We start from the raw sequence: 24,052 nt of genomic DNA, 5'->3' as shown, positions 1-24,052 counted from the left end.
GTGCGGCAGGCCCCCCGCCCGCCGCGGCCCGGGCGGCGGCCTCGGCCGTCTCGGCGATCAGCGCCAGATGGTGGGCGCGGTTGGCGCGGAAGGTCTCGGACGAGGGCAGGACGCGGGAGGCGAGTTTCATGGGCGGCCCGGAAGCTGGAGGACGGGAGAGGCGTGGCCTGCGCGCTGCGGCGCGCGGAACACCGAAAGCCATTGACGCAGATCAAGGCAATCGGGCCGATCAAAGACGAGGGTCGCCGGCGTTGGTAACCCCAAGGTATGCAGATGCACACGATGATTCCCGCGGCCTTCGCCGCGACCCTCGCCCTCCTCGCCGCGGCCCCGGTGTCCGCCCAGTCGGCCGGAGACATGACCTTTGGCATAGGCCTCGGCAGCGTGATGCCGAAATCCGACAATGGCACGCTCGCCGGACTGGGCGCGGAGGTGGGCAATGACGTGCAGCCCACGATCACCTTCGAATATTTCATCCGCGACAACCTCGGCATCGAGGTTCTGGCCGCCACGCCCTTCAAGCATGACGTGTCGCTGGACGGACTCGGCAACATCGGCTCGGTCAAGCATCTGCCGCCGACGGTCTCGCTGCAGTATCACTTCCCCACCGGCGGCGCCTTCGCGCCCTTCGTGGGCGCTGGCGTGACCTATGTCACCTTCTTCGAGGAAGAGACGCGGCTCGGCGATCTCGAGCTCGACGACAGCTGGGGCCTGTCGGTCCATGCGGGCTTCGACTACTGGCTGAACGACCGCAATGCGATCCGGGCCGACGTGCGCTGGATGGACATCGACAGCGACGCCAAGCTGAACGGCAACAGCATCGGCACCGCGGAGATCGACCCCGTGGTGGTGGGCGTCTCCTACATCTGGAAGTTCTGATCCTGTGGCCGGTCCGGGTTCCCCGGGCCGGCCCCTCCCGCCCGCGGAAGGAAGGGGGCGCCGCGCCATCGCTCAGCCCGCCATCAATTCGCGGCCGATGAGCATCCGGCGGATCTCGGAGGTTCCTGCCCCGATCTCCATCAGCTTCGCATCGCGGAACAGCCGGCTCACGACGGAATCGTTCAGAAAGCCCGCGCCGCCGAGCGCCTGCACCGCCTGATGCGCCTGCACCATCGCCTGTTCCGAGGCGTAGAGCACGCAGCCCGCGGCATCCGTCCGGGTCACGCGCCCCGCATCGCAGGCGCGCGCCACCTCGTAGACATAGGCCCGCGCCGTGTTCAGCGCGACATACATGTCGGCGAGCTTGCCCTGCATCAGCTGGAAGTTTCCGATCGGCTGGCCGAACTGCTGGCGGCTCCGGCAATAGGGCACCACCTCGTCGAGGCAGGCCGCCATGATCCCCGTGCCGATCCCCGAGAGCACCACGCGCTCGTAATCGAGCCCCGACATGAGGACGCGCACCCCCTTGCCCTCGAGCCCGAGGACATTCTCGAACGGCACCTCGCAGTTCTCGAAGATCAGCTCGCCCGTGTTCGAGCCGCGCATCCCCACCTTGTCGAAATGCGGCGAGGTCGAGAAACCCTTCATCGACTTCTCGATCAGGAAGGCGGTGATGCCCTTCGCGCCCGCCTCGGGGTCGGTCTTGGCATAGACCACCAGAACATCCGCATCCGGCCCGTTGGTGATCCAGTATTTCGTGCCGTTGAGGACATAGTAGCCGTTCCGCTTCTCGGCCTTGAGCTTCATCGACACCACGTCCGAGCCCGCGCCCGCCTCGGACATGGCGAGCGCCCCCACATGCTCGCCCGAGACGAGCTTCGGCAGGTAGCTCGCCTTCTGCTCGGGGCTGCCGTTCAGGCGGATCTGGTTCACGCAGAGGTTGGAATGGGCCCCGTAGCTGAGCGAGACCGAGGCCGAGGCGCGCGCCACCTCCTCCACCGCGACCGTGTGGGCAAGATAGCCCATGTCCGAGCCGCCGAATTCTTCCGGCACCGTGATGCCCAGAAGCCCGAGCTCGCCCATCTCGCGCCAAAGCTCGGCCGGGAAGACGTTCTCGCGGTCGATCCGGGCGGCCAGGGGCTTCACCCGCTCCTGCGCCCAGGCATGGACGGTCTCGCGGAGGGCGGCGATCTCCTCGCCGAGGTCGAAGGTCATCGGAGCGTGAAACATGCGGCGAGCCCTTTATTGAACGTATGTTCATTTCTTGCCCGTCCAGCCCGAGTCGGTCAAGTGCGGCGTGCAGCGGCCTCGCGCAGCGGGCGGATCTGCGCCATGCTCCGGCCCGGAACAGGAGGTGCGGATGAAACATGTCTGGATGGCGCTGGCGCTGATGCTGGCAAGCCCCGCGGGCGCCGAGGTGGTGGGCGAGGTCGGCGTGGACTGGGTCGGCAACGACATCCTGATCGAGGCGATCCAGGATCCCGAGGTGCAGGGCGTGACCTGTCACATCGCCTATTTCGACCGGTCCGTGATCGACCGGCTGCGGCAGGGCAACTGGTTCGAGGATCCGTCGAACGCCTCGATCGCCTGCCGGCAGACCGGCCCGGTCACGGTGGGCGACATCGACCGGTCGAAGGACGGCGAGGAGATCTTCAAGGCGAGCCGGTCGCTCGTGCTGAAGTCGCTTCGGATCACGCGGGTCTATGACGAGGCGAACGACACGCTCATCTATCTCGTCCATGCGCGGGAACTGACCGAGGGCTCGGCCAAGATGTCGATCTCGACGGTGCCGCTCTGGCGCGCGCGAAACTAGCGGCCGGACCTCTGGGCGCTCAGCCGAGCAGGCGGGCGGCGAGGTCCGGCAGCTCGTCGAAATGGTGCAGAAGCCCGTCGGGATCGAGATCGGCCACGTCCATCCCGCTCGGCCCGAAGGTCACGAGGGCCACGGGCACGCCCGCGGCGCGGGCCGTGTCGCGGTCGGTGCGCGTGTCGCCCACCAGCATCGAGCGCGCCACAGCACCGCCCGCGCGCTCGACCGAGGCGACATAGGGGGCGGGATCGGGCTTGCGGACCGGCAGCGTATCCGCGCCGATCATCGCATCGAAGAGATGACGCACCTCCATGAGCGAGAGCAGCGTCTCGGCCAGAGCCTCCGGCTTGTTGGTGCAGATCGCCGTGGCAAAGCCTTGGGCTCTCAGCCGCTCGACCGCATCCCGCGCGCCGGGATAGAGCGTCGTATGGACGTTGATCGCGCAGCGGTAATTCTCGAGCAGCAGCGGATATTGCAGGTCGATGTCGGCCTCGAGGCTCTGCCCGTCCAACCGTTCGAACCCGAGCCTCAGCATCGCGCGCCCGCCGTGGAAGGCCGTCAGCGCATCCTTCAGCGGGTCGAGCGGCTCGCCGCGGCCCAGGGCCCGGAAACAGGCATTGGCCGAGGCGATCAGATCCGCGCTCGTGTCGGCAAGCGTCCCGTCGAGGTCCAGAACCCCCGTGCGTCGCGAGCCGTTCGATCCGTTCTGCATGGTGCCTCCTGAAACAGCCGGTAAGAGTGTGTGATGGCCGCGGCCTTGCGGCCTCGCCCATCCCCGTTAAAACGGGCGCATCGCAAAGGAAAGGGTGCCGATGGACCGTGCCACCGTATCATTGATCGTTCTGGCTGCCGGACAGGGCACACGGATGAACTCGGACCTGCCCAAGGTCCTGCACCCGCTGGGGGCGGCGCCGATGCTGCATCACGCGCTCCGGGCGGGCCAGTCGCTGGAGCCCGAGCGGGTCGTGGTGGTGGCCGGACACGGGGCCGAAGCGGTCGCCAAGGCGGCGCGCGCCTTCGACGAGAGCATCGAAGTGGTGGTGCAGGCCGAACAGCTGGGCACGGCCCATGCCGTGGCGCAGGCCGCGCCGCTGCTGGCCGACGCGCCCGGCGAGGCGGTGGTCCTCTATGGCGACACGCCCTTCATCCGGCCCGAGACGCTCGAGCGGATGCTCGATCTCCGGTCTCGGCACGCGGTCGTGGTCCTCGGCTTCGAAGCCGCGGATCCCGGTCGCTACGGCCGTCTGGTGACGCAGGGCGAGGAGCTTGACCGGATCGTCGAGTGGAAGGATGCAACCGACGAAGAACGCACCATAAGCCTCTGCAATTCCGGCGTCATCTGCGCCGAGGCGGGGCTTCTCTTCGCCCTCGTCGCGGACGTGGGCAATGCCAATGCCGCGGGCGAATATTACCTGACGGACGTGGTGGCGCTGGCCCGCGCCCGCGGGCTCTCGGCGGGCGTGGCGATCTGCGACGAGGCCGAGACGCTCGGCGTGAACACCCGCGCGCAACTGGCTGCGGCCGAAGCCGAATTCCAGAAGCGCGCCCGCACCGCGGCGCTCGAGGACGGGGTCACGCTCACCGCGCCCGACACGGTCTTCTTCGCCCTCGACACCTTCGTCGGGCGCGATGCCATCGTCGGGCCGAACGTGGTCTTCGGACCCGGCGTCACGGTGGAATCCGGGGCCGAGATCCGCGCCTTCTGCCATCTCGAAGGGTGCCACATCTCGCGCGGGGCCACGGTCGGCCCCTTCGCCCGCCTGCGCCCCGGCGCGGAACTGGCCGAGGATGTGCATGTGGGCAACTTCGTCGAGATCAAGAATGCCGTGCTCGACGAGGGGGTGAAGGTGGGCCACCTCACCTATCTCGGCGATGCCCATGTGGGCGAACATACGAACATCGGCGCGGGCACGGTCACCTGCAACTACGATGGCGTGATGAAGCACCGGACCGAGATCGGCGCCCATGCCTTCATCGGCTCGGACACGATGCTGGTGGCGCCGGTGACGGTGGGCGCGCACGCGATGACCGCCTCGGGGTCGGTCATCACCGAGAATGTGCCGGCCGAGGCGCTGGCGCTCGGCCGCGCCCGCCAGGTGACGAAGCCCGGCATGGCCACTCGGCTCATGGAAATGTTCCGCGCCGCCAAGGCCGCGAAGAAGAAGAAGGAAACCCCCTGATGTGCGGGATCGTCGGAGTCCTCGGCAACCATGAGGTCGCGCCGCTGCTGGTCGAGGCGCTGAAGCGTCTGGAATATCGCGGCTATGACTCGGCCGGCATCGCCACGGTCAATGGCGGCCGGCTCGACCGGCGCCGCGCGGTGGGCAAGCTCGTCAATCTGTCCGACCTGCTCGTCCACGATCCGCTGGCGGGCAAGAGCGGGATCGGCCACACCCGCTGGGCCACCCATGGCGCAGCCACCGTGACCAACGCCCACCCGCACCGCGCAGGCCCCGTGGCGGTGGTCCACAACGGCATCATCGAGAACTTCCGCGACCTGCGGGCCGAGCTCGCCGAGGCCGGCTTCGCCTTCGAGACCCAGACCGACACCGAGACGGTGGCGCTGCTCACGCAGATGCACATGGCCCGCGGCCTCGGCCCGCGCGAGGCGGCCGCCGAAACGCTTGCGCGGCTGACGGGCGCTTTCGCGCTCTGCTTCCTGTTCGAGGGCGAGGAGGATCTGCTGATCGCCGCGCGCCGTGGCTCGCCGCTCGCCATCGGGCACGGCGACGGCGAGATGTTCGTGGGCTCGGATGCGATCGCGCTCGCGCCGATGACGGATGCCATCACCTATCTCGAGGAAGGCGACTGGGCCGTCGTGACCCGCGCCGGCGCCGAGATCTTCGACAGCCACGGCCGGCGCGTGAACCGCGCGACCACCCGGATCCAGATCGATGCCGCCCGGATCGAGAAGGCCGGCTACAAGCACTTCATGGCCAAGGAGATCGCCGAACAGCCGGTCGTTCTGGCGGATGCGCTGCGCCACTATGTGCAGAACGGCCGGATCAACCTGCCGGACGTGGATTTCACCGGCGTGGACCGGGTCACGCTCGTCGCCTGCGGCACGGCCTCCTATGCCTGCCATGTGGCGAAATACTGGTTCGAGCAGATTGCGGGCCTGCCGGCGGATGTGGATATCGCCTCGGAGTTCCGCTACCGCGAACCCGTGCTCTCGCCCACCTCCTGGGCGGTGTTCGTGAGCCAGTCGGGCGAGACCGCCGACACGCTGGCCGCTCTCCGGCATGCGGGCGACGCCGTGGCGCGGACGCTTGCGGTGGTGAACGTGCCCCCCTCCTCGATCGCCCGCGAGGCGGACCTCGCGCTGCCGATCCTCGCGGGCATCGAGGTGGGCGTGGCCTCGACCAAGGCCTTCACCTGCCAGCTGACCGTGCTCGCCCTTCTTGCGCTGAAGGCGGCCCACGACCGCGGGCGGATCGACGCGGCCGAACTCGGCCGGAGGCTCGATGCGCTGGCGACGCTGCCCGGCCTCATGAACCATGCGCTGCGGCTGGCCGACGACATCCGCGATCTGGCGGGCGAGCTTGCCGAAGCGCAGGACATTCTGTTCCTCGGGCGCGGACCCATGTTCCCGCTGGCGCTCGAAGGGGCGCTGAAGCTGAAGGAGATCAGCTACATCCATGCCGAAGGCTATGCCTCGGGCGAGCTGAAGCACGGCCCCATCGCCCTGATCGACAACCGGGTGCCGGTGATCGTGATGGCGCCGCGCGACGCGCTCTTCGACAAGACCGTGTCGAACATGCAGGAGGTCATGGCGCGTCACGGCAAGGTGCTCCTGATCTCGGACGCGCGCGGGATCGAGGAGGCGGGGGCCGGGTGCTGGCGCACGCTCGCCCTGCCCCAGGTCGCCGATTTCCTGGCGCCCATCCTCTATGCGGTGCCGGCACAGCTTCTGGCCTACCACACGGCCATCGCCAAGGGCACCGACGTCGACCAGCCGCGCAACCTCGCGAAGTCGGTGACGGTGGAGTGAGGGATCGCACCGGCGGCCTGCCCCGCCGGTGCCCCCTTGCGCGCGGGCCCTGTCGGACGCTGCCGGCCCTCGCAGGCGGCGACGCCTAGCCCCGCTTCCCTCTCAAGGCGCCGGACGGATCTTCCGGCGCCTCCCGAGCGCTCTGCTGCCGCAGAGCGCTCCGCGCCGATGGCGGCGTCACAGCCGTCCCGGAGCCGCAACACCTCCGCGTCCGGCGTCTCGGAGTGGCGATCCGCCCGTAGAGCCCTTTTCGGACCCGTCGTCACCAACCGGCCCACAACCGGTCGCAAGTCCGACACCGAGGGTCGGATTTGCGACGACAACCCCCCGATCCGGTGCCGCTTTCGCTTGGCACATACCGTGCTTCCCATCGATATGTAGTCCAGAAACATAGCGGTGATGCGATGGCTGATCGGATGAATGCCCCAGGTGGCCCCTCCCGGCGCGGTGTCGATGCGCGGTCGAGGGCGCGCGGTCGCGCCGGAGGGCGGGCCCGGCGATGCGGAGGAAGCCTGACATGCTGATGCTGGACGATGTGGCGCTCCGCTGTCTCCTGAAGCGGGACCGGCATCCCGGAGTGACCGTCGCAGACGCGACATCGCGCGACAGCCGAGGGATGACCGTCACCATGCGGGCCGGCGCCGCCGGCACCATCTGCGGCCTGGAGGAGGCCGAGCGCATGTTCACCCTGCTGGGCTGCGCCGTGGACATCGCCGCCGAAAGCGGGGCACGCGTCGAGACGAACGACCTTCTCGTGGCGGCGCGGGGCCCTCTCGCGTCCCTCACCTCCGGGTGGCAGCCAGCGCAGTCCCTGATCGAATGGGCCTCCGGTGTTGCGACCGCCACAGCCGCCTTCGTCGCGGCGGCCCGGGCGGCCAACCCCGGGATCGTCGTCGCCTGTCCGCGCAAGGCGATCCCGGGTGCGCGCCCTCTGGCTCTCAAGGCGGCGATCTCGGGCGGCGCCGTGGTGCACCTCGGGGCATATCCGACCACCACCCTCATTCTCGCGGAGCATTTCGCCTTCGAGGGTGCGGCCTCTGTCCGGGACCGGGTGGCGCAGATGCGCAAGACGCATCCCGGCCGCCCCGTCGCCGTCGAGGTGGAGACCCTCGAGCACGCGCAGGCGGCGGCGGACCTCGGCGTCGACATGATTCAGCTTCGGAGGATGCTGCCGGACGAGGTGGCCGCGACCGCACGGTCGCTCGATCGGGGATGGCAGGGCCAGCTGATCGCCGTCGGCGCGATCCCCACCCCGCTCGCGGCCGCCTATGCCACCAGCGGAGCGGACGTGCTGATGACGTCGATGCCCTACCACGCGCCGCTGGCCGACATCCGGGTGGCCTTCGAGAGGGACTGAGAGGCGGGGCTGATGCACCGGATCAGCTGGCCCGGAACGCGTTGGCCTCGTCCGCGGGCTTGGCATCGCAGCGACACGACGTGACGAGCACCCGCGCCCCCGCCGCAGTCCTCCGCCCTGTGCGGGCGAAGGAACCGGAGCATGGGTTCAAGCTCAACGCCTAGCGCGGCTTCTTCTGAGCCGGCCTCTGCGTCAAGGCAGAGCCGGCGGCAGTTTTCGCGGCGGCACTCGATCTGGGGTCGCGGAGCACTTTGCCGGCTGCCGAGGCGGCCTTCGCGCTCGTGATCTCGGACTTTTTCTTCATGGGTAGTCTCCCAAAGTTATCCACAGCTCGGCGGAAATCGGTGGAAAAGTTCAGGATCGTTGCTTCCGCGTGGCCGCGCTTCAGGGTGCATGGCCTCCCCTGCGGCTCGCGAAAGCTCTCCCGCGTCGTGCCATCTGCACGCCGGAATACTGGAGCGCGGAACCAGTTCCGCGCCCCCACTGTTGGAGGTAGGGAATAAGGCCCTTCGGCAAAGACTAACCACTTGCTTTTATTGAGGTGCGCCTGCCATTCGGCCGTTAATTCCCCCTCTTTGTCACCCGTTTGTCGCCCTCGTGCCCGAGCGAGAAAGAATGCGCCTGAAAGCAAAGCGGCCGCCCCAAGGGGCGGCCGCGTCGAAGGTCAAGTCTGCAGGTTCAGAGGTCCGCTCGTCGATAGACAAGCTTGTTCAGCGATGACTTCGGCAGGATCGCGTGGATCCCCAGTCTCAACAATTCGGCCTGGAGGACCTTGGTGGAGATGCCGCGCTCCGCCGCAAGTGCCCTGAGTTCGACATGGGCGTCCGCAAAGGCCTCCACATCGCAGGGGTCGAAACAGAGTCGGACTTGGCCCGCGGCGTTGCGGCTCTTGGTGAAAGGAAGCAGAGCCCTGCCCTTGCGGTCGGTCCTGGACGTCAAGTTCTGGACCGCCTAGGGTTCGAGCTGCAGCCTCTCCGCCGCTTCGACCACGGATAGCCGGCCTTCACCGTCCCCTTCACGGAGGCGCTCCCGCACCTCTTCGGTATCCACGAGAACGGACTTGAGCTTCAGGTCAGCCGACAGGAGCGCGACACGCTTCAACCGCCCGCCGAGCACGAGCTTGATGATGTCGATCGCCGGCCAGCGGAGGATCCTGGACGCCTCGACTACATCGGCCATGCCGGCGGTCAAAGCCGATGCTCCGGTACCGGCCGACCGGAAGCGGGCAAGGAACTCGTCGAGATCCTCGACGGCCCTCATGTTCAGGCCGAATTGCCTGTTATTCCGGTCTTCGCCAATCCGGGTCACCACCCCGTGCCTAACAAGAGCCTCGGCCTGCAGACGACAGCAGTTCAGGTACGCGGGCATCGCGGTCACGGAGAGCGACCGGCGCATGCGTTCGGCGAGGCGCTCGCCGTCCGAGGCGTCGACCGTCAGCAACCGGTCGAGTACATCCGCGTTTCCCTGCGGCATCAGGCCCGTCAGGGCGCCGGAGCTTTCCGCGAGCGCCCGTTCGATGGCGTTGATCGTCGTCTCGACGGCCCGCCCGAACCGTCCGCGGCTACCATGGATGAGGCGTCCGGCGATCTCGCCGTCGGGCTGAAACTGCAGGCCAGCCTTGGCCGCGTACTTGCCCACGATGCCGAGCATGTTGCCGCCGTCGAGCGGGTCGAGGTCGCGGGGCAGGATCTTGGTGAACCGGCGGTTGACCTGCGGATCGTAGGCGGTGATCTCGGACAGAGTTCCACCTCGGGCTTCACCGTGTACCCGCCGTCTCCAGCGCATGAGAGACGCAGACGTCGTCGATCGCGGCGACGACGTCGGCCAGCGAGGCTCCGTGGCGGTCGAGATGCGCCCGGATGCGGGTCGCGCGGTCATGCGGTTCAGGGGCCGGGAAGCCGGGTTGAAACACTGTCATCGAGGATTGCTCCTGCGCCAGCGCGCGGCGACGGCCGCGACGGACGAACTGGCGCGTTCAAGCAGCCGCTCCGCCTGGGGCGGCTGGTCTGCGGTGAGGCGCTCAGGCCGCGACGGGCCGTGCCGGCGCGATCTCCGAAAGGAGGCTGGAGAGGCTGTCGGAGAGGAGGCAGATCTCCAGCACCCGCGGATCGGCAGGATGCAGAGGGAGCATCGACGGGAACGGATCCCGGTCGGCGTCCTCGAGGCTCAGAAGCCTCGAGCCTTGTGCGCATGAGCCGCGAGCAGCCCTCTGCCTGCCGCACGTCAGCGATCAGGCGGAACACACCATCGGCAGCCGCAGCACCACGGAGAAGGCGCGCGGCATTGGCCGCCGCTGTTCCATGTTCATCCAGCCAAGCCTGGACGGCGAAGAGGTTGGCAGGGGAATGGTGATCGAATGGCATGGGATGGAGCCCGTTGAAAGCGGCGATCTGTCGTGATCGTCAAGAGGGTCGGACACGGGGTCTCCCACCCCTGCTCCCCTGTCGCGGAGCCGCCTCCTGCCCCGCCAAGCCTGTCGCCTGACCCTCTCCTGCCGACCTTTCCTGCAGGTGATATTGGCCGTTTCTAGGAATTCGGAAGAACAAAATCGAGGGGCGGCCGATTTGAGCTGCCGTAGGATCCCGCCGCCTGCTGCCATGACAGCGCGGTGGGCGGACGCGCCGCGCGCCTATTCTTTTGATGATGGCACTACGCGGCTTCAACGCGCTGTGGCCACGTGATCAGCCTCGCCCAGATGAAGCTCGGCGCCTGTACCATGGAGCCATGCCTCGATGCGCTCCCGAGCGGCCGCCACACCTGCCCCGGTGCGCAAGGCGCACTCCCAGACAGTGGCCACCCGCCATCCCGCCTCAAGAAGAGCCATGCGGACTACCTCATCCCGAGCAACGTTTGCCTTGAACTTTGCCATCCAGAATTCCGGGCGCGTCGAGGGAAGGGTCGAATACCGGCACCCCTCGTGGCGATGCCAGAAGCAGCCATGCACCAGGATGACAGCCCGGTACTTCGGCATCACGATATCCGGCTTTCCAGGCACCCCCTTTGCATGAAGTCGAAACCGGTACCCCGCCGCGTGCAGTGAGCGGCGCAGAACGAGTTCAGGTTTCGTGTTCTTTCCGCGGATCCCGGACATCATGCGGGATCGGGTCCGGCTATCGACGATATCTGTCATCTGCCTCCTGGTCTCGGCCCGTGGAACCAGTATACAACCATCCACCGAATCCGAGAGGACCAAGAATTGCCAGCCACTTTCGGCGTCGTCGATCTGTTCGCAGGCCCGGGCGGCCTCGGCGAGGGATTTGCCTCGCTCAACCTGGATGAACATTCCCCGTTCCACATAGGCATATCGGTCGAGAAGGAGGAGTCGGCTCATCGGACCCTTGCTCTTCGCGCCTTCCTTCGCGCCTTCGGTTGGCAGCATGGTGCCCTGCCGGAAGCTTTCGTGAAGTTCCATGCCGGACTGACGGACGAACCGGACTGGGCAGAGGTCGACGCCGGCTCATGGGCTGCAGCCACCAGCGAAGCGCGCTGTCTCGAACTGGGCGCCGATCCGGCCGCCGTGGCCATCGACGAGACGCTTGGCAAACTGAGACAGGCCTTTGACGACACGATCCTGATCGGCGGTCCACCCTGTCAGGCCTACTCGCTGGTCGGCCGGGCGCGGTCGCGTGGAAAGGCCGACTACGTCCCCGAGGAAGATCACCGCCACTACCTGTTCCGGGAGTACATCCGGGTGCTGGACCGCCTGCGGCCGGCCGTCTTTGTCATGGAGAACGTCAAGGGCATGCTGTCCTCGACCGTCGAAAGCCGGTTGGTCTTCGAGATGCTCATGGAAGACCTGGCCTCCCTAGGCACGGGTCACGGGCATCAATACGAACTGCGAGCGATCCGCGTCTCCGATGGAAAGGCAACCTTGCAGGAGGCGACGAGGCCATCCGACTTCATCGTGCGCACCGAAGAATTCGGTGTCCCGCAGCGCCGCCATCGCGTCATCATCGTCGGCCTCCGGTCGGATCTCGCAACCCGCGCGGCAGGGGCGAGCGTTCCGATCCTGGGCACGCCCCGAACGGTCGCCGAGACCATCGGCAACATGCCACCCCTGCGCAGCGGCATCAGTCGAGCGACCGACAGCGCCGCAGCGTGGCAACGGGAGGTGACCGGCTTCGCGAAACTTCTCGCGAGGATCCTGAAGGGCGCGGAGGTCGGTGCCCTGCACTCCGACTTCCGCGAGGTCGCCGAACTCCTGAAGCACGGCGCCGAGACCCGACGTTCTTCAGCCGTGCTTCCTGCAGGCTACGGAACGTCGAACGACGACCTGATGCGCTGGCTGGAGCGTCCGGACCTGCGCGCACTGGCCCAACACACCACCAGGGCGCACATGGCTTCGGATCTTGGCCGCTACCTGTTTGCGGCCGTCTTCGGCAAGTCACGTGGCTACAGCCCGAAGGCCGCGGATTTCCCCCTGGTTCTCAGCCCGGATCACAGGAACTGGCACAGCGGCGTGTTCAACGACCGCTTCCGCGTCCAGCTTGCCCACGAGCCCTCGACGACGGTGACCAGTCACATCTCCAAGGACGGCCATTATTTCATCCATCCCGATCCCTTGCAGTGCCGCAGCCTGACGGTGCGCGAAGCCGCTCGCCTGCAAACCTTCCCCGACGACTATCTGTTTCTCGGAAACCGGACCCAGCAATATGTTCAGGTCGGCAATGCGGTTCCCCCGTTTCTTGCGAGGCAGATCGCAAGCCTCGTGTACGCCGCCCTGACAAAAGCTGACACCTGAGCGTCCCGGAGAGTCCGATTGGCCTTGATTGTGCCATCTTGATCGAGCCTGATGGGAGACGAAGTCTACCAGGCAAGTTGCAGGGAAATGATTGCTTACAGGCGAGCAGATGCCACCCCTCACGCCGCGGCCTTGATCGAGGGTCTGAGGGATATCGGTTATTCCCTCGAAACGGCCGTTTCGGACGTGATCGACAATTCTATTGCCGCTGGCGCCCGCAGGATCCAGATTGTCACCGAGACCTTTTCCGACGAGCCATACATCGCGATCATCGACGATGGGGAGGGCATGACGGAAGACGAGCTTGTCGCGGCCATGCGACCAGGCAGCAAGAACCCGCTGGCTACGCGCGATGAACCGGACCTCGGGCGGTTCGGACTCGGCCTCAAGAGCGCCAGCTTTTCCCAGTGCCGCCGCTTGACGGTGGTTTCCCGACGATCCGGACAAACGAGCGCAGCCATCTGGGATCTTGATGATGTGGCTCAACGGAACGAATGGGCGGTGCAACTGCCCGATCATTTCGATCTCATCCCCGGGATCAACAAGTTGGGCCAGACAGGCACACTTGTCCTCTGGCAGAAACTCGACCGACTGACCGGCGGCTACTCCCACAATGCCGCCAAGCGCGCCGAGGTCATCAATCAGAGAATAGCGGAAACGGAACGTCACCTGCGCCTGGTCTTCCACCGGTTCATGGAGGATTCCAAACCGCTGCGCATACTCCTGAACGAGCGACTGCTGCGCGCCCTTGATCCCTTCGCCCGAAAGAACCCGGCAACAATTGCAGACCCTGAAGAAAAGCTGGCCCTGATAAGGGGCGATGTGGAGATCCAGAGCTTCACGCTTCCCCATCACAAGCAGATGTCCAAGACGGATTGGGAAGATATCGGCGGGCCGGAAGGTCACCTGAAATCGCAGGGGTTCTACCTGTATCGCGGCAAGCGTCTGATCCTGCACGGTACGTGGTTCGGCCTGTGCCGACAATCTGAACTCACGAAGCTGTCCCGGGTCAGGATCGACATTCCCAACAGCATGGACGCCGACTGGAAGATCGACGTCAAGAAATCGTCGGCACAGTTGCCGCCTGTCGTGCGCGATCGCCTGAAGAAGGTTATCGAACGCATCCTCGCCGGATCGAAGCGCACCTACAGCAAGCGGGGCCAGAAGCTCGTCGATCATGAACGGCTGCCCATGTGGCACCGGATTCAGGCAGATGGACAGATCCGCTACCGCCCGAACATCGAACATCCCGCGTTTGCCGATTTCGCCGAGAGCCTGCCCCCGGACCTCCGGCGCGGCTTCTTCAACTGCATTGCTCTGGTCGGGGCATCATTGCCCATCGAAACGTTGCACGCAGACATGGCTGGCACGGCCGAGCAGATCGTCCCGGATCGGGTGGACGAAGACACACTGGCTCAGGCCGTGCAGGCAACTCTTTCTGTCCTGCTCGGAGCGCACAAGGACATGAAGGAAATCAAGGCACTGATGAAGGACGTCGATCCGTTCAGGTCGGCTTGGGAAGATACAGAGCGCATCATCGCGGCGACGGTCGAGACGAAGGAAGACAAGTGAAGCAGATCCTGAGCAGCCTCGAAGGCATGACGTCCATGTACATGGCATCTCAGCCCGGCCCCCATACGGCACAGTCGATCCGGGAGATCATCGCCCAGCTTCGTGTCATGCCCATGTTCACGGACCAGATCGAAGATGACGACGCCGAGGATCTCGCGCGCCTGATTGAGGAAAAGTACGGCATCAGCATGGGCTTCGGCGCCATCGTGGATGCGGAGGATTTTCGCCCCTGGTTGCATGACGCCCGGATCAACGGCGAGATCGGCGACTTCTACTGGGGCCGGTATCGCAAGCTCCTGAACCTGAAGGGGCTGCCGAAGTCAGTGATCGACGCCACGGACGAGGTGACGGATCGTGTACTGGATCGCCTTGGCGATCCTCGCAACCTGAGCCCCTGGAGCCGCCGCGGCATGGTCGTGGGCCATGTACAAAGCGGCAAGACCGCCAACTATACAGGGCTGATCTGCAAGGCGGCCGATGCGGGTTATCGTTTGATCGTGGTGATCGCTGGCATTCACAACAACCTGCGCAACCAGACCCAGGCCCGCATTGACGAGGGCTTCATCGGCCGGGATACTGGGCGGCTGGCCCATGCCAACAAGGCGCAGCGGCAGAAGATCATAGGTGTTGGAACTTTTGACCAGCGGGAGTTCCCGGTATCCCTGACCAACACCCTGCGCGATTTCAACAAATCGACCGCAACGACCTTCACCGCGCAACTTGGTCAGATCAACGTCCCCGTGGTCCTGGTAATCAAGAAGAACTCCAGCACCCTCAAGAATTTGCTGGAATGGCTGAAGGAGCACTCCGTCCACCAGAGCACGCAGATGGTCAGCCAGCCCATGCTGCTGATCGATGACGAGGCTGACAATGCCTCGATCAACACGGCCTATGCGCGCGACGAGGTGACCCGCATCAATGGCCAGATCCGCGAGCTGCTCTCTCTGTTCCACCGCAGCTGCTATGTCGGCTATACGGCGACGCCCTTCGCCAACATCTTCATCGACCCGGACACCGACGACGAGACGCTGAAGCAGGACCTGTTCCCGCGGCACTTCATCATCGGCCTCGACACGCCGTCGAACTATTTCGGGGCACAGAAGGTGTTCCTCGATGCTCGTGATCGGCATGTCCGCCTAATCGACGACAACGAGGACATCCTGCCGATGAAGCACCAGATCGACCATCCGGTCGAAGTGCTGCCGGGAAGCCTGATCCGGGCGGTGCGCGCGTTCATCGTCGCGAGGGCGATCCGGAATGCGAGGGGTCAGCAGGCCGCGCATGCCTCGATGCTGGTCAACGCCTCGCGCTTCACCGATGTCCAGGGACGGTTGCGATCGCGGGTGGCCGATGTGGTCGACCGGATGCGCGACGCGGTCGCGGTAGATGGCGCGAAAGGTCGCGCCGCGCTGCGAAACCCGGAGATCGCTGCGCTGCATGCTGTCTGGGAGAGCGAGTTCGCCGACGCCGAGGGCGCGGACTGGCCCACCGTCCAGGCTCGCCTGCACGAGGTTCTGATTGCCGCGCGTGTAATCGAAGTCAACGCGTCGAAGCGGTCGCAGCCGCTCGATTATGACCAGGCCGGGGAACATGGCGTGACGGTGATCGCCGTAGGCGGCTTCTCCCTCTCGCGCGGCCTGACGCTGGAAGGGCTGACGATCAGCTACTTCCTGCGGAACTCCATGATGTATGACACGCTCATGCAGATGGGCCGGTGGTTCGGCTATCGGCCGGGCTACGAGGATCTGTGCAGGGTCTGGATCCCTGCCGATGGTGTCGGCTGGTATGCCCATATCCACGAGGCGATGGACGACCTGCAGACGCAGCTCAAGCGCATGGAACTGGCCAAGGCCACGCCAGAGCAGTTCGGTCTGGCCGTGCGGAGCCATCCGGAATCGCTGATCGTGACGGCGCGAAACAAGATGGGTACGGGACGCGAGTTCCCGATGAAGGTCGGCTTGGCAGGAAAGCTGGTCGAAACGACACGCATCCGCACGGATCGCGATCAACTGGACCGCAACCGACAGGCCGGGCAGGCGCTGGCGGTGGCAATAAAGGCCAGTGGGCCGGCACCGCAACACCCGTCTCGTGGAACCCTCTTCAGCGGGGTCTCCGTTGGCCTGATCCGCAATTTCCTTCGGGCCTTCCGCGCCGATGCCTCTGATCCCCTCACTGATCCGAGGCTAATGGCAGACTACATTGATGCGCGCGCCGAAAGCGAGCTCAAGGATTGGGACGTCCTCTTCGCCAGCGCACAGAAGGCAGATGCTACACCCGCTGATCTGTCCGGCATCGACATGCGGGCGTTCGGCCGATCGGTCGGTGAGCCGGATCTGCGCCAAGGCGTCCTCGCCATCAGCGGCACCAGCAGACGCGTCGGTTCGCCCGGCGACGAGCGTGTCGGGCTGACCAAGGAGCAAATCGACGCAGCCACCAGTGCCTTTCGCTCAGAGCGGATTCGTGACGGCAAGCCCGTACCGGAAACCCTTCCGCCACGAATCTTCTGCGAGATACCGGGGCGCCGCCCGTTGATCATCCTCCGATTTGTCGAACCGGTGGTCCCGGAAGACCTGAAGGCAAAGTCGCCCGGACTGGTCCTCGCGTGGAGCATCTGCTTCCCGCCGTCCGACGTGCAGGGCGGCACAGTGGAATACATCGTCAACACCATCCGCATGCGCGAGATGTTCGGCGAGGAAGAAATCGAGGAGGAGGCTCTCGGTGATACCGAATGACACGCCGTGGGCCGGCCTCGAGGTCGGAAAGGTCGACACGCGCCGGGTTTCGGCCTCGGCTCGGTGGAACTGGTTCTGGGCAGTCATGCCACGCGCCGATGTAGCACTTGTGCTGCAATTGGCCGAGCTGCCTAAGCCGACGCCAGACCTGCCGAAGCTCCGTAACCTCGAAATCCGGTTCCAGACATTGCCGGGTGGCCCGATCCTCTACATTCGACTCAAGGACAATGCCCAGCTTGAACTGTTCGAGACCCTCTGCCGCGATGTAATGGCGGCAGGCGAGCTTGCCGAAACCGAGGCAGAGGCCCTTGAACGCGCCATAGGACGCACCTTCAGGTGGCACTACCTTCTGCGCGGCGGAAAGCTCGAAGTGCTGTCGGAAGAAGCCCAGAAGGGCCTGATCGGCGAGATCGAGGTTCTGAAATTGCTGATCGATAGGCGCGGTGCCAAACCGGCGCTCACTGCATGGACAGGACCTTCAGGTGCGCCGAAGGATTTCGAGCTCGAGGCCGACTGCATCGAGGTCAAGGCACGACGCGGGGCCTCCCAGCCGTTCGTGAAGATCTCGAATGAGCACCAGCTTGCTGATGTGCCGGATCGGCGTCTGTGGCTGGCGGGGCTTGCCGTCGACAAGGTGCAACCGCCACACGGTCGTACCCTGACTGAGCACGTCTCGGAGGTCACCGAGCTTCTGGAGCGGACCGAGCCTTCGGCCATCATGGAGTGGGACCTGCATTTGGCCGACGCGGGTTACGACGTCCTGCACGACTATTCGGCCTGGCGCTGGATCGTGTCTGCCCCTCACTTCCATGCCGTGACCGAGGACTTTCCCCGAATCTCTGCTCCGGTGCCACTTGGCGTGTCCTCGGTATCCTATTCCCTCGCATTGTCTGCCTGTAACCCGTTTCGGGCCGACTGGGACGACGTGCTGGAAAACCTGATCGAGGAGGTCCAGCCTTGAGCGAACTCGAAGAATATCATCAGAACCTCATGGCCGATATTCGCCGTGAGGCGGATACCAGTGGCATCTTTCCTGTGGAGGCCTTCTTCGATCGGATGGCCGAGCGGCTGAGCGAGGCCGGTGAAATTGATGTGGCGCACCCTTCCTTCTACTGCCCCGCCGGACTGGACGGAGGCCAACGACTGAGGATCGACGGCTATGCTGGCGACCCTCGCGACAGCGAGGGCGTGCTGGGGCTGATCGTCTGCGACTTCGCCGACAGCGACAAGGTGCAGACCTTCGGCAAGCAGGATGTACCCCGGATCCTGAACCCCCTGATCCGCTTTCTGAAGAAGGCAAGGACTGAGGAATTCCGGGACTCCCTGAACGAGGCAAACCCGGCCTTCCAGGTCTCGGACCTGATCATCACGACCTGGTCGCAGGTCACGAAGGTCAAGCTGATCCTTGTTTCCAACCGGCAATACATCGGCCGCGACGATACGGTGAAACTGGCGGACATCGGCGATGTGCCGATCACCTGGTCGGTCTGGGATCTGGCCCGCTTCGAACGTTTCGACCGTTCGGGACAGGCTCGTGAGGACGTGGTCATCCATTTTGCGCGGGATTTCGGGGCACCCCTCCCAGCGCTGAAGGCATCGCAAAACGGTGCGGCTCTTGAAAGCTATCTGCTGATCGTGCCGGGCGAGCAATTGGCCGCAGTCTACGACAGGTGGGGCGCCCGCCTTCTCGAGGCCAATGTCCGTTCGTTCCTGCAGGCACGAGCCAAGACCAACAAGGGCATCCAGAAGACAATCAAGGATGAGCCCGAACTCTTCTTTCCCTACAACAATGGGCTGTCGGCAACGGCCGACGCCGTGTCGTGCGTACGGACGAATGACGGTTTGGCCATTGACTCGATAAGCAATCTGCAGATCGTCAACGGGGCCCAGACGACGGGGTCGATCCATGCGGGGCTGAAGTCTGCCAGGGATCAGCTCCCCCACGTCTTCGTGCAGATGAAACTGACGGTCGTCCCACCCGACCGCTCGGAGGACATCGTGCCAAAGATCTCGGAATACGCCAATACGCAAAACAAGGTGAATGCGGCCGATTTCTTCTCGAACCATCCGTTCCACATCCGGATGGAGCAGTTCTCGCGCAACGTGATCTTCACCGCGCGGGAGGGGGAACGCCATGACACCAAGTGGTTCTACGAACGGTCACGAGGGCAGTTCATCAACGCCCGCGCGCGCCTGACACCAGCCCAGCAGAAGAAGTTCGATCTGGAGTTTCCGAAGTCGCAGCTCTTCAGCAAGACCGATCTCGCCAAGTTCGAGTTCTCGGCGGCCGGCCAGCCGCACATCGTCTCGCGTGGCGCCCAGAAGAACTTCGCCGAATTCGCCAAGGACATCGGCGAAGCATGGTCCAGGAGCGACGCCAGGTACGACGAGCTCTGGTACAAGCGGCTGATCTCGAAGGCGATCCTGTTTCGATGGCTCGAGACCGAGGTTCCGAAGCAGCCGTGGTACGAGGGCGGCTATCGCGCCAACATCGTCACCTACGCCATGGCGAAGGTGTTTCACGATGCCAACGGCGAAAAGCAGGTCCTCGACCTGGACGCGATCTGGCGGCGGCAGTCCGTTCCCGACCCACTTCGGCGGGCCCTGCTTCTGGCCGCGGCAGAAGCACACGACGTCATTACCCATCCCCCGGCTGGTGTCCGCAACATGTCGGAATGGGCGAAGCAGCAAGCCTGCTGGAACGGGATCAAGGCCCGGACGCTGAACCATGATGATGACTTTGAGACCTGCCTGATATTGCTGGACTCGGCGCGTGTGGCAAAACGGGACGAGAAGGCAAAGAAGGCCATGACCGAGGGAATCAACGCCCAGTCGGAAGTCGTGACGCTGGGCGCAAAATTCTGGCAGGAAGTCCTCGCGTGGGGGTGCGAGCGGAAACGCCTTACACCGAAGGATCAGCAGATCCTCGGTATCTGCGCGTCCATGCCGCGTCGGCTTCCCACCGACCTGCAATCGCACCACGCGCTCGACGCTCTTTCGCGACTGCGCACCATGGGCTTTGGCGACGGGCAAGGCCATAGCGATGCCCAATGCGCCCCGCTCAGCAAGGCTCGAGCAGCTGATGCGCAGGTTACCGAATGAAACACGCAACGCCTGAGTTGCGAACCATCTTCCGGCCTACCCCTTGGGCAAGGAGCCGCTCGAAAAGCGGAAGTCAACCCATTCGCGGACGCACACCACGCGGCACCGACCAGAACCCGGGCATTGACGGCGGAAAGCGGTCTGACGACAGCGGGACAGGTGGTGGCAGAAACCAGCGATACCGGACACTCGGTTCCACACCGCGAACGGGGGCGAAGCGCAGGGAGCGGACCTCCCGAATTGGTATACGCGCCGTGCGCGACAGATGCAGCTGACCCCAGGCCTGCCGTTCACGGACAGTCTCCGCGCTTCGGCGCAGCTTCCGCATTGCTGCCGTTCGTGCGTCTCGCAGCCCTTTCAAAGGGAGAAGGACCGTGGTTCTGACTCTCCAGGTCGCAATCCCAAGGCCGCCTTCAGTTCAGGAGAAAAAAACGTCGTTTTGACAGGCATAGCAAAGCCTGAAGGCTGGATATCGCCTCACCGGCGCCAGCGTTTCGTTCGGGAATGTTCATGGTCAACGATCAAATGCAGTGGTGGGTAATTCAACTATTTGGTACTCGGCTTTTTGACGTCATCGATTACGCTTGTGCTCTCCAATTCACTTGAGTCCTCAAATGAAGACTGAAATTCTTGGCCCACACCTTCGTCATAACAATCAAAAACTGCGCCTCGCACAATCTGGTTGTTGAAGCCGCGAAATTCCGGCGCATCTTCGATATAACGAAATACCGGGACGATCCATGTTTTCCCCATTTCCTCCTCTTCGGAGGATGTTAATTTTTCAAGAACCTCCAGCGCCCGATTGCAGTCTTTCAAAGATATTGACCAAGAGACCCCTATGGTTCCGCTCGATTTACTCGTAATAATTTCAGCTTCGCTCTCACTATAATTTTCACCAAACGGTGAACCCCAGGACAGCTTAATTAATTCATCCGGTTGGCCGTCAAATCCGAGCGCCGCTGCATCCAGCATCTTGCCTTCAAGGTATACATAGTAACCTGTTATCGTTCCCGGCTCACCGGTTATTGAAACCCGAAGACGTGCCTGTAGAAATAAGCGATAATAAGTCTGCCTCCCTATACGCGCGGGCTCAAGACTGGCGCTATAGCGAATTGTTCTATCTTCTGGACCTACGAGGCCGAAGACACTCGCAGTGTCTGGTTGACTGGCTCCAACGATTGCCGATATCCTTCGATCGGTGCGGTCGATTAGATCTTGTGTTTGTATGTATAGCTTTCCGCCGCCCCAAAGACCTAGAACGACCGTACCAACGGCGCCCGCTACTGCCGAAAAGACGAAGAAATTTTTAGCGCCCCAGTCAAAATTTTGCTGCCATCGGTTTGCTCGTGGTTGCAAGCGATCGATTGCCTCGTCCAGCCGGTTTAGCCGCTGCTCGAAGCTGCCCGCAGTTGTACGTGCATCTTGGTCATCGCCCATCATTCGCCTCCGCCGGTACCATTTACTTCATCAGTGGATTAGACTATCGCGGGTCCGTTCAATCACCAGCACTCGTACAAACGAGTTCATTGTGTGCACTCCCAGCTATTCTATCACTCCATTTCGCTCCGAGGTCTGCCAATACTTCTGAAAAACCGCCCTTTGTGTCAATTCGGCAAGGCGACACGTAGCTGAAAAATTTCTAGCCTTGGAACAAGCCAGAATCACTATCCGCTTCATTCTGGAGCCTCTCGGCCCAAACCTTTTCTGTCCTCAGTAGGCATGTCCTTGATGTACTCTTCCGCAGCCCAGAGCTTTTCGAAAGACATGGTGAAGTCGTCCAACAATTCGTCCGAAACCCGCCTTCTTAGTCCTTCTGCTCGGGCCCCCTGCTCGGCCGAAAGCTTTTGAGATGCTTTGATATCGCCGGACTTTAGGTAGTTACGCAGCGTGTAAAAGTACAGCATTGGGAGCACGACTGCAGCCGCCACTCAAACCCCTCACCTACTTACGAATAGTGTCTTCCACACGGGCGATCGCATCCGCCCTTATATTAAAAGTCAGTTCGTGTTGACGGCGCCACCCTGCGCCAATCTGCTTTTCAACGTGAAACTGGCAGCCGCGAGGTAAAATCCGGTATTTGCGATCGCGGTCGCGTAGCGTCAGAACGCCGCCGTCGATCCGCCAGTCAAAAATGCGCCGCCTTAAGTTGTTTAGGGCCGCGAGGAGGTCAGCCGTCGTCGGATAGCGGCGGTCCATATTTACATGAGATGCCGTACGAATAACGCGCTTTAAAGTATTGGGAACGTAGTCCGGCAGAGTGTCCAACTGCAGGACTTTGCCCCTGCAGACTCGCGCTTCAATCAACGAATTGAAATAGATCTCTCTGTCGACCTCGTCCAAGGTCGCTCCATGAGCAGACTGCTGTGGTGTTACCCAATTCTCGAGATCATAGGGGAGCCCACCTCCAAGTATCTGATACAGGATCATTCCAAGTTGATAGATATCCCCTTGCCTGTAGAACCGGTTACCCAAGAAGTCTTCGGGCGGTCGATAGATAATGGAATGCTTGGAGAGGCTGTTGGCAAAATCATCGTCGCCGATCTGCACCACAGAACCAAAGTCGCCGATTACCCTCGTGCCATCGTCGGTCACGAACAAATTGGATGGCTTGAGGTCGCGGTGAAGGTATCCCTCGCCATGCAAATAGCTCACCCCAGAGCCGATCTGAAGAAGAGCGTCTATTGCTTCTACAGGCCCGAAAGATCGGCTCGCTAATTCGTCATCTAAGTCGCCGGCAGAACAGTAGCGCGTAATAAAAAAGGCATCGTTCTTGTCTATTGCCTCGGCGTGATCGACTTTAAGGACATGGCGCGATTCCAAGCGGGCCAGCATTGCTGGCTCGATATGAACACCATCGCCCCAATAGTAAAATTTAACTACGACCATTCGGTCTAACAGCGCTTGGTGGCCGATCAGAACGTAGCCGTTTGCTCCCTTTGCGATGCTCTCCACGAAGGTGATGCTGTCGCTCAACCGGGCCGCTGTCGGTTGCAAGTTGGCGGGCAACGCCGCGATGTCGTACGGCATTAGATCACTCCGAGCTTCTTTAGCTGGAAAGCGCCGCAGCGATATGCGTCTACAAGATAGCCTTGCAGACCGATTGGTAGTCCAGCGACGTTAGTTTTTGCAAACTTCGAAAGTGCGACCGGATTCGCAAAGTAGCTGGGAACGTCAGGGACTAATTGCACCAGAGCTTCAACTTTGAAGGAAGGCCCGCCAGCGCCTCGGTGACCGCCAGACGGGCGCTGCTTTATGCAAAAGCTGTCGACTTGGTTCTCGTGAGCGAACGCAGTAATTGCATGGAGGAACGCCTTCAGTGAATCGCCAGACTTCTCATCCTCTAGTATGATCTTCCGGGTGTGACATGGATGATATGCAATCCCGCCCGCGTCATCCGGCGACACGACCGCAAGATTGGCCGTGCTTCCCGAGATGTGAACACCACAGACCCGCATGTTCCCTCGCGCAAAGCAACTTCACTAGTATCATGAGAATCCTACACCATTGACCGAGCATTTGCCACGGGCAAACGATAGCCGCAGTGCGATCCAGTAACCGCCACTGGTGAAGGCTTCGCCGGGCGGCCGACTGAGAGTGATGATCCAGCGTGCAGGCGATGGGCCGAAAAATACTGCGGCGCGCACGTCACGCTCTGCGTTTTGCGACATTGGGCCGCAGGCCAGGAGAGCCGGCTTCACGCCTCCATACCAGGGAGCGTGACAAAGCGATGCATCCGGCCCTGAACCACCGATGGATCCCACGCAATGCTGCCTAGTCTCGTCCCTGAGGTTGTCCTGCGTAGCTGCGACAGCACAACATGCAGGACGACGTCGTCGGGCCGTTAGTCCGTGTGGTATTATTAAGCCCT

20 protein-coding genes are annotated in these 24,052 nt (G+C 63.4%); 10 read left to right on the top strand and 10 right to left on the bottom strand.

The window, feature by feature from the left end; genetic code table 11:
• Positions 1 to 273 precede the first annotated feature (273 nt).
• Positions 274 to 879: an OmpW/AlkL family protein gene (locus A9O63_RS03500; RefSeq protein WP_069330689.1), complete on the top strand. Its 606-nt coding sequence runs from the start codon at positions 274 to 276 to the stop codon at positions 877 to 879.
• Positions 880 to 951: 72 nt separating this feature from the next.
• Here A9O63_RS03500 and A9O63_RS03495 read toward each other — a convergent pair whose 3' ends face one another.
• Positions 952 to 2,109 (bottom strand): isovaleryl-CoA dehydrogenase, encoded by a 1,158-nt coding sequence (locus A9O63_RS03495; protein WP_069330685.1) that lies wholly within the window; start codon positions 2,107 to 2,109, stop codon positions 952 to 954.
• Positions 2,110 to 2,239: 130 nt separating this feature from the next.
• Between A9O63_RS03495 and A9O63_RS03490 the strand changes: the two genes are divergently transcribed.
• Positions 2,240 to 2,692 carry a CreA family protein gene (locus A9O63_RS03490; RefSeq protein ID WP_069330684.1) on the top strand — a complete coding sequence of 151 codons (453 nt, stop codon included), beginning with the start codon at positions 2,240 to 2,242 and terminating at the stop codon, positions 2,690 to 2,692.
• Positions 2,693 to 2,711: 19 nt separating this feature from the next.
• Here the strand turns inward: A9O63_RS03490 and A9O63_RS03485 are convergent, their stop codons facing one another.
• Positions 2,712 to 3,401, bottom strand: coding sequence for a phosphoglycolate phosphatase (locus A9O63_RS03485; protein WP_069330683.1), 690 nt, complete (start codon positions 3,399 to 3,401; stop codon positions 2,712 to 2,714).
• A 100-nt stretch (positions 3,402 to 3,501) separates the two neighbouring features.
• On the opposite strand from A9O63_RS03485, the gene glmU reads away from it, so the two are divergent.
• The 3 genes from glmU to A9O63_RS03470 all read left to right on the top strand — a co-directional run bounded on the left by glmU (position 3,502) and on the right by A9O63_RS03470 (position 8,037).
• Positions 3,502 to 4,869: a bifunctional UDP-N-acetylglucosamine diphosphorylase/glucosamine-1-phosphate N-acetyltransferase GlmU gene (gene glmU, locus A9O63_RS03480; RefSeq protein ID WP_069330682.1), complete on the top strand. Its 1,368-nt coding sequence runs from the start codon at positions 3,502 to 3,504 to the stop codon at positions 4,867 to 4,869.
• Positions 4,869 to 6,680 (top strand): glutamine--fructose-6-phosphate transaminase (isomerizing), encoded by a 1,812-nt coding sequence (glmS, locus tag A9O63_RS03475; protein ID WP_069330681.1) that lies wholly within the window; start codon positions 4,869 to 4,871, stop codon positions 6,678 to 6,680. The genes glmU and glmS overlap by 1 nt, the downstream gene beginning before the upstream one ends.
• Before the next feature lie 517 nt (positions 6,681 to 7,197).
• Positions 7,198 to 8,037, top strand: a complete 840-nt coding sequence (locus A9O63_RS03470) for a beta/alpha barrel domain-containing protein (RefSeq protein WP_069330680.1) — start codon at positions 7,198 to 7,200, stop codon at positions 8,035 to 8,037.
• 678 nt (positions 8,038 to 8,715) lie between these two features.
• On the opposite strand, the gene A9O63_RS03465 is transcribed toward A9O63_RS03470, so the two are convergent.
• The 4 genes from A9O63_RS03465 to A9O63_RS23610 all read right to left on the bottom strand — a co-directional run bounded on the left by A9O63_RS03465 (position 8,716) and on the right by A9O63_RS23610 (position 11,449).
• A complete protein-coding gene (locus A9O63_RS03465) occupies positions 8,716 to 8,976 on the bottom strand; it encodes a hypothetical protein (protein WP_069330679.1) in 261 nt (86 codons plus the stop codon).
• Between the two features lie 12 nt (positions 8,977 to 8,988).
• Positions 8,989 to 9,822, bottom strand: coding sequence for a hypothetical protein (locus A9O63_RS03460; protein ID WP_069330678.1), 834 nt, complete (start codon positions 9,820 to 9,822; stop codon positions 8,989 to 8,991).
• Positions 9,794 to 9,955 (bottom strand): hypothetical protein, encoded by a 162-nt coding sequence (locus tag A9O63_RS23045; RefSeq protein ID WP_167354600.1) that lies wholly within the window; start codon positions 9,953 to 9,955, stop codon positions 9,794 to 9,796. The genes A9O63_RS03460 and A9O63_RS23045 overlap by 29 nt, the downstream gene beginning before the upstream one ends.
• 741 nt (positions 9,956 to 10,696) lie before the next feature.
• Positions 10,697 to 11,449, bottom strand: a complete 753-nt coding sequence (locus A9O63_RS23610) for a very short patch repair endonuclease (RefSeq protein ID WP_328585883.1) — start codon at positions 11,447 to 11,449, stop codon at positions 10,697 to 10,699.
• Here A9O63_RS23610 and A9O63_RS03450 point away from each other — a divergent pair.
• The 5 genes from A9O63_RS03450 to A9O63_RS03430 are packed head-to-tail and all read left to right on the top strand — an operon-like array spanning position 11,438 to position 20,184.
• Positions 11,438 to 12,778: a DNA cytosine methyltransferase gene (locus A9O63_RS03450; RefSeq protein WP_328585882.1), complete on the top strand. Its 1,341-nt coding sequence runs from the start codon at positions 11,438 to 11,440 to the stop codon at positions 12,776 to 12,778. The genes A9O63_RS23610 and A9O63_RS03450 overlap by 12 nt on opposite strands.
• Before the next feature lie 51 nt (positions 12,779 to 12,829).
• Positions 12,830 to 14,350, top strand: coding sequence for an ATP-binding protein (locus A9O63_RS03445; RefSeq protein WP_069330675.1), 1,521 nt, complete (start codon positions 12,830 to 12,832; stop codon positions 14,348 to 14,350).
• On the top strand, positions 14,347 to 17,082 hold the full coding sequence (locus A9O63_RS03440; RefSeq protein WP_069330674.1) for a Z1 domain-containing protein: 2,736 nt from the start codon (positions 14,347 to 14,349) through the stop codon (positions 17,080 to 17,082). Before A9O63_RS03445 ends, A9O63_RS03440 begins: the two co-directional genes overlap by 4 nt.
• Positions 17,069 to 18,043, top strand: coding sequence for a PD-(D/E)XK motif protein (locus tag A9O63_RS03435; protein ID WP_069330673.1), 975 nt, complete (start codon positions 17,069 to 17,071; stop codon positions 18,041 to 18,043). The genes A9O63_RS03440 and A9O63_RS03435 overlap by 14 nt, the downstream gene beginning before the upstream one ends.
• A complete protein-coding gene (locus A9O63_RS03430) occupies positions 18,040 to 20,184 on the top strand; it encodes an AIPR family protein (protein WP_069330672.1) in 2,145 nt (714 codons plus the stop codon). Before A9O63_RS03435 ends, A9O63_RS03430 begins: the two co-directional genes overlap by 4 nt.
• Before the next feature lie 546 nt (positions 20,185 to 20,730).
• Here A9O63_RS03430 and A9O63_RS22590 read toward each other — a convergent pair.
• The 4 genes from A9O63_RS22590 to A9O63_RS23700 form a co-directional block, all read right to left on the bottom strand.
• A complete protein-coding gene (locus A9O63_RS22590; protein WP_141703029.1) occupies positions 20,731 to 21,624 on the bottom strand; it encodes a hypothetical protein in 894 nt (297 codons plus the stop codon).
• Positions 21,625 to 21,857: 233 nt separating this feature from the next.
• Positions 21,858 to 22,112 (bottom strand): hypothetical protein, encoded by a 255-nt coding sequence (locus A9O63_RS22585; RefSeq protein WP_141703028.1) that lies wholly within the window; start codon positions 22,110 to 22,112, stop codon positions 21,858 to 21,860.
• 13 nt (positions 22,113 to 22,125) lie between these two features.
• On the bottom strand, positions 22,126 to 23,211 hold the full coding sequence (locus A9O63_RS03425; RefSeq protein WP_069330671.1) for a serine/threonine protein kinase: 1,086 nt from the start codon (positions 23,209 to 23,211) through the stop codon (positions 22,126 to 22,128).
• On the bottom strand, positions 23,211 to 23,639 hold the full coding sequence (locus A9O63_RS23700; protein ID WP_084295563.1) for a DUF3010 family protein: 429 nt from the start codon (positions 23,637 to 23,639) through the stop codon (positions 23,211 to 23,213). Before A9O63_RS23700 ends, A9O63_RS03425 begins: the two co-directional genes overlap by 1 nt.
• Between the last annotated feature and the right edge of the window lie 413 nt (positions 23,640 to 24,052).

Origin of the sequence: Cereibacter johrii, from assembly GCF_001720585.1 — a bacterium.
GTDB lineage: Bacteria > Pseudomonadota > Alphaproteobacteria > Rhodobacterales > Rhodobacteraceae > Cereibacter_A > Cereibacter_A johrii.
The sequence above is the reverse complement of the archived record's forward strand: the minus strand, read 5'-3'. Positions and strand labels throughout refer to the sequence as shown.

Excerpts from the sequence above, each read along its gene's own strand:
- A9O63_RS23610 (WP_328585883.1), bottom strand. The coding sequence starts at position 11,449 with ATGGAACTTCACGAAAGCTTCCGGCAGGGCACCATGCTGCCAACCGAA.
- A9O63_RS03470 (WP_069330680.1), top strand. The coding sequence starts at position 7,198 with ATGCTGATGCTGGACGATGTGGCGCTCCGCTGTCTCCTGAAGCGGGAC.
- A9O63_RS03500 (WP_069330689.1), top strand. The coding sequence starts at position 274 with ATGCACACGATGATTCCCGCGGCCTTCGCCGCGACCCTCGCCCTCCTC.
- A9O63_RS03485 (WP_069330683.1), bottom strand. The coding sequence starts at position 3,401 with ATGCAGAACGGATCGAACGGCTCGCGACGCACGGGGGTTCTGGACCTC.
- A9O63_RS23700 (WP_084295563.1), bottom strand. The coding sequence starts at position 23,639 with ATGCGGGTCTGTGGTGTTCACATCTCGGGAAGCACGGCCAATCTTGCG.
- A9O63_RS23045 (WP_167354600.1), bottom strand. The coding sequence starts at position 9,955 with ATGACAGTGTTTCAACCCGGCTTCCCGGCCCCTGAACCGCATGACCGC.
- A9O63_RS03425 (WP_069330671.1), bottom strand. The coding sequence starts at position 23,211 with ATGCCGTACGACATCGCGGCGTTGCCCGCCAACTTGCAACCGACAGCG.
- A9O63_RS03445 (WP_069330675.1), top strand. The coding sequence starts at position 12,830 with ATGGGAGACGAAGTCTACCAGGCAAGTTGCAGGGAAATGATTGCTTAC.
- glmS (WP_069330681.1), top strand. The coding sequence starts at position 4,869 with ATGTGCGGGATCGTCGGAGTCCTCGGCAACCATGAGGTCGCGCCGCTG.
- A9O63_RS03460 (WP_069330678.1), bottom strand. The coding sequence starts at position 9,822 with ATGCGCTGGAGACGGCGGGTACACGGTGAAGCCCGAGGTGGAACTCTG.
- glmU (WP_069330682.1), top strand. The coding sequence starts at position 3,502 with ATGGACCGTGCCACCGTATCATTGATCGTTCTGGCTGCCGGACAGGGC.
- A9O63_RS22590 (WP_141703029.1), bottom strand. The coding sequence starts at position 21,624 with ATGATGGGCGATGACCAAGATGCACGTACAACTGCGGGCAGCTTCGAG.
- A9O63_RS03490 (WP_069330684.1), top strand. The coding sequence starts at position 2,240 with ATGAAACATGTCTGGATGGCGCTGGCGCTGATGCTGGCAAGCCCCGCG.
- A9O63_RS03495 (WP_069330685.1), bottom strand. The coding sequence starts at position 2,109 with ATGTTTCACGCTCCGATGACCTTCGACCTCGGCGAGGAGATCGCCGCC.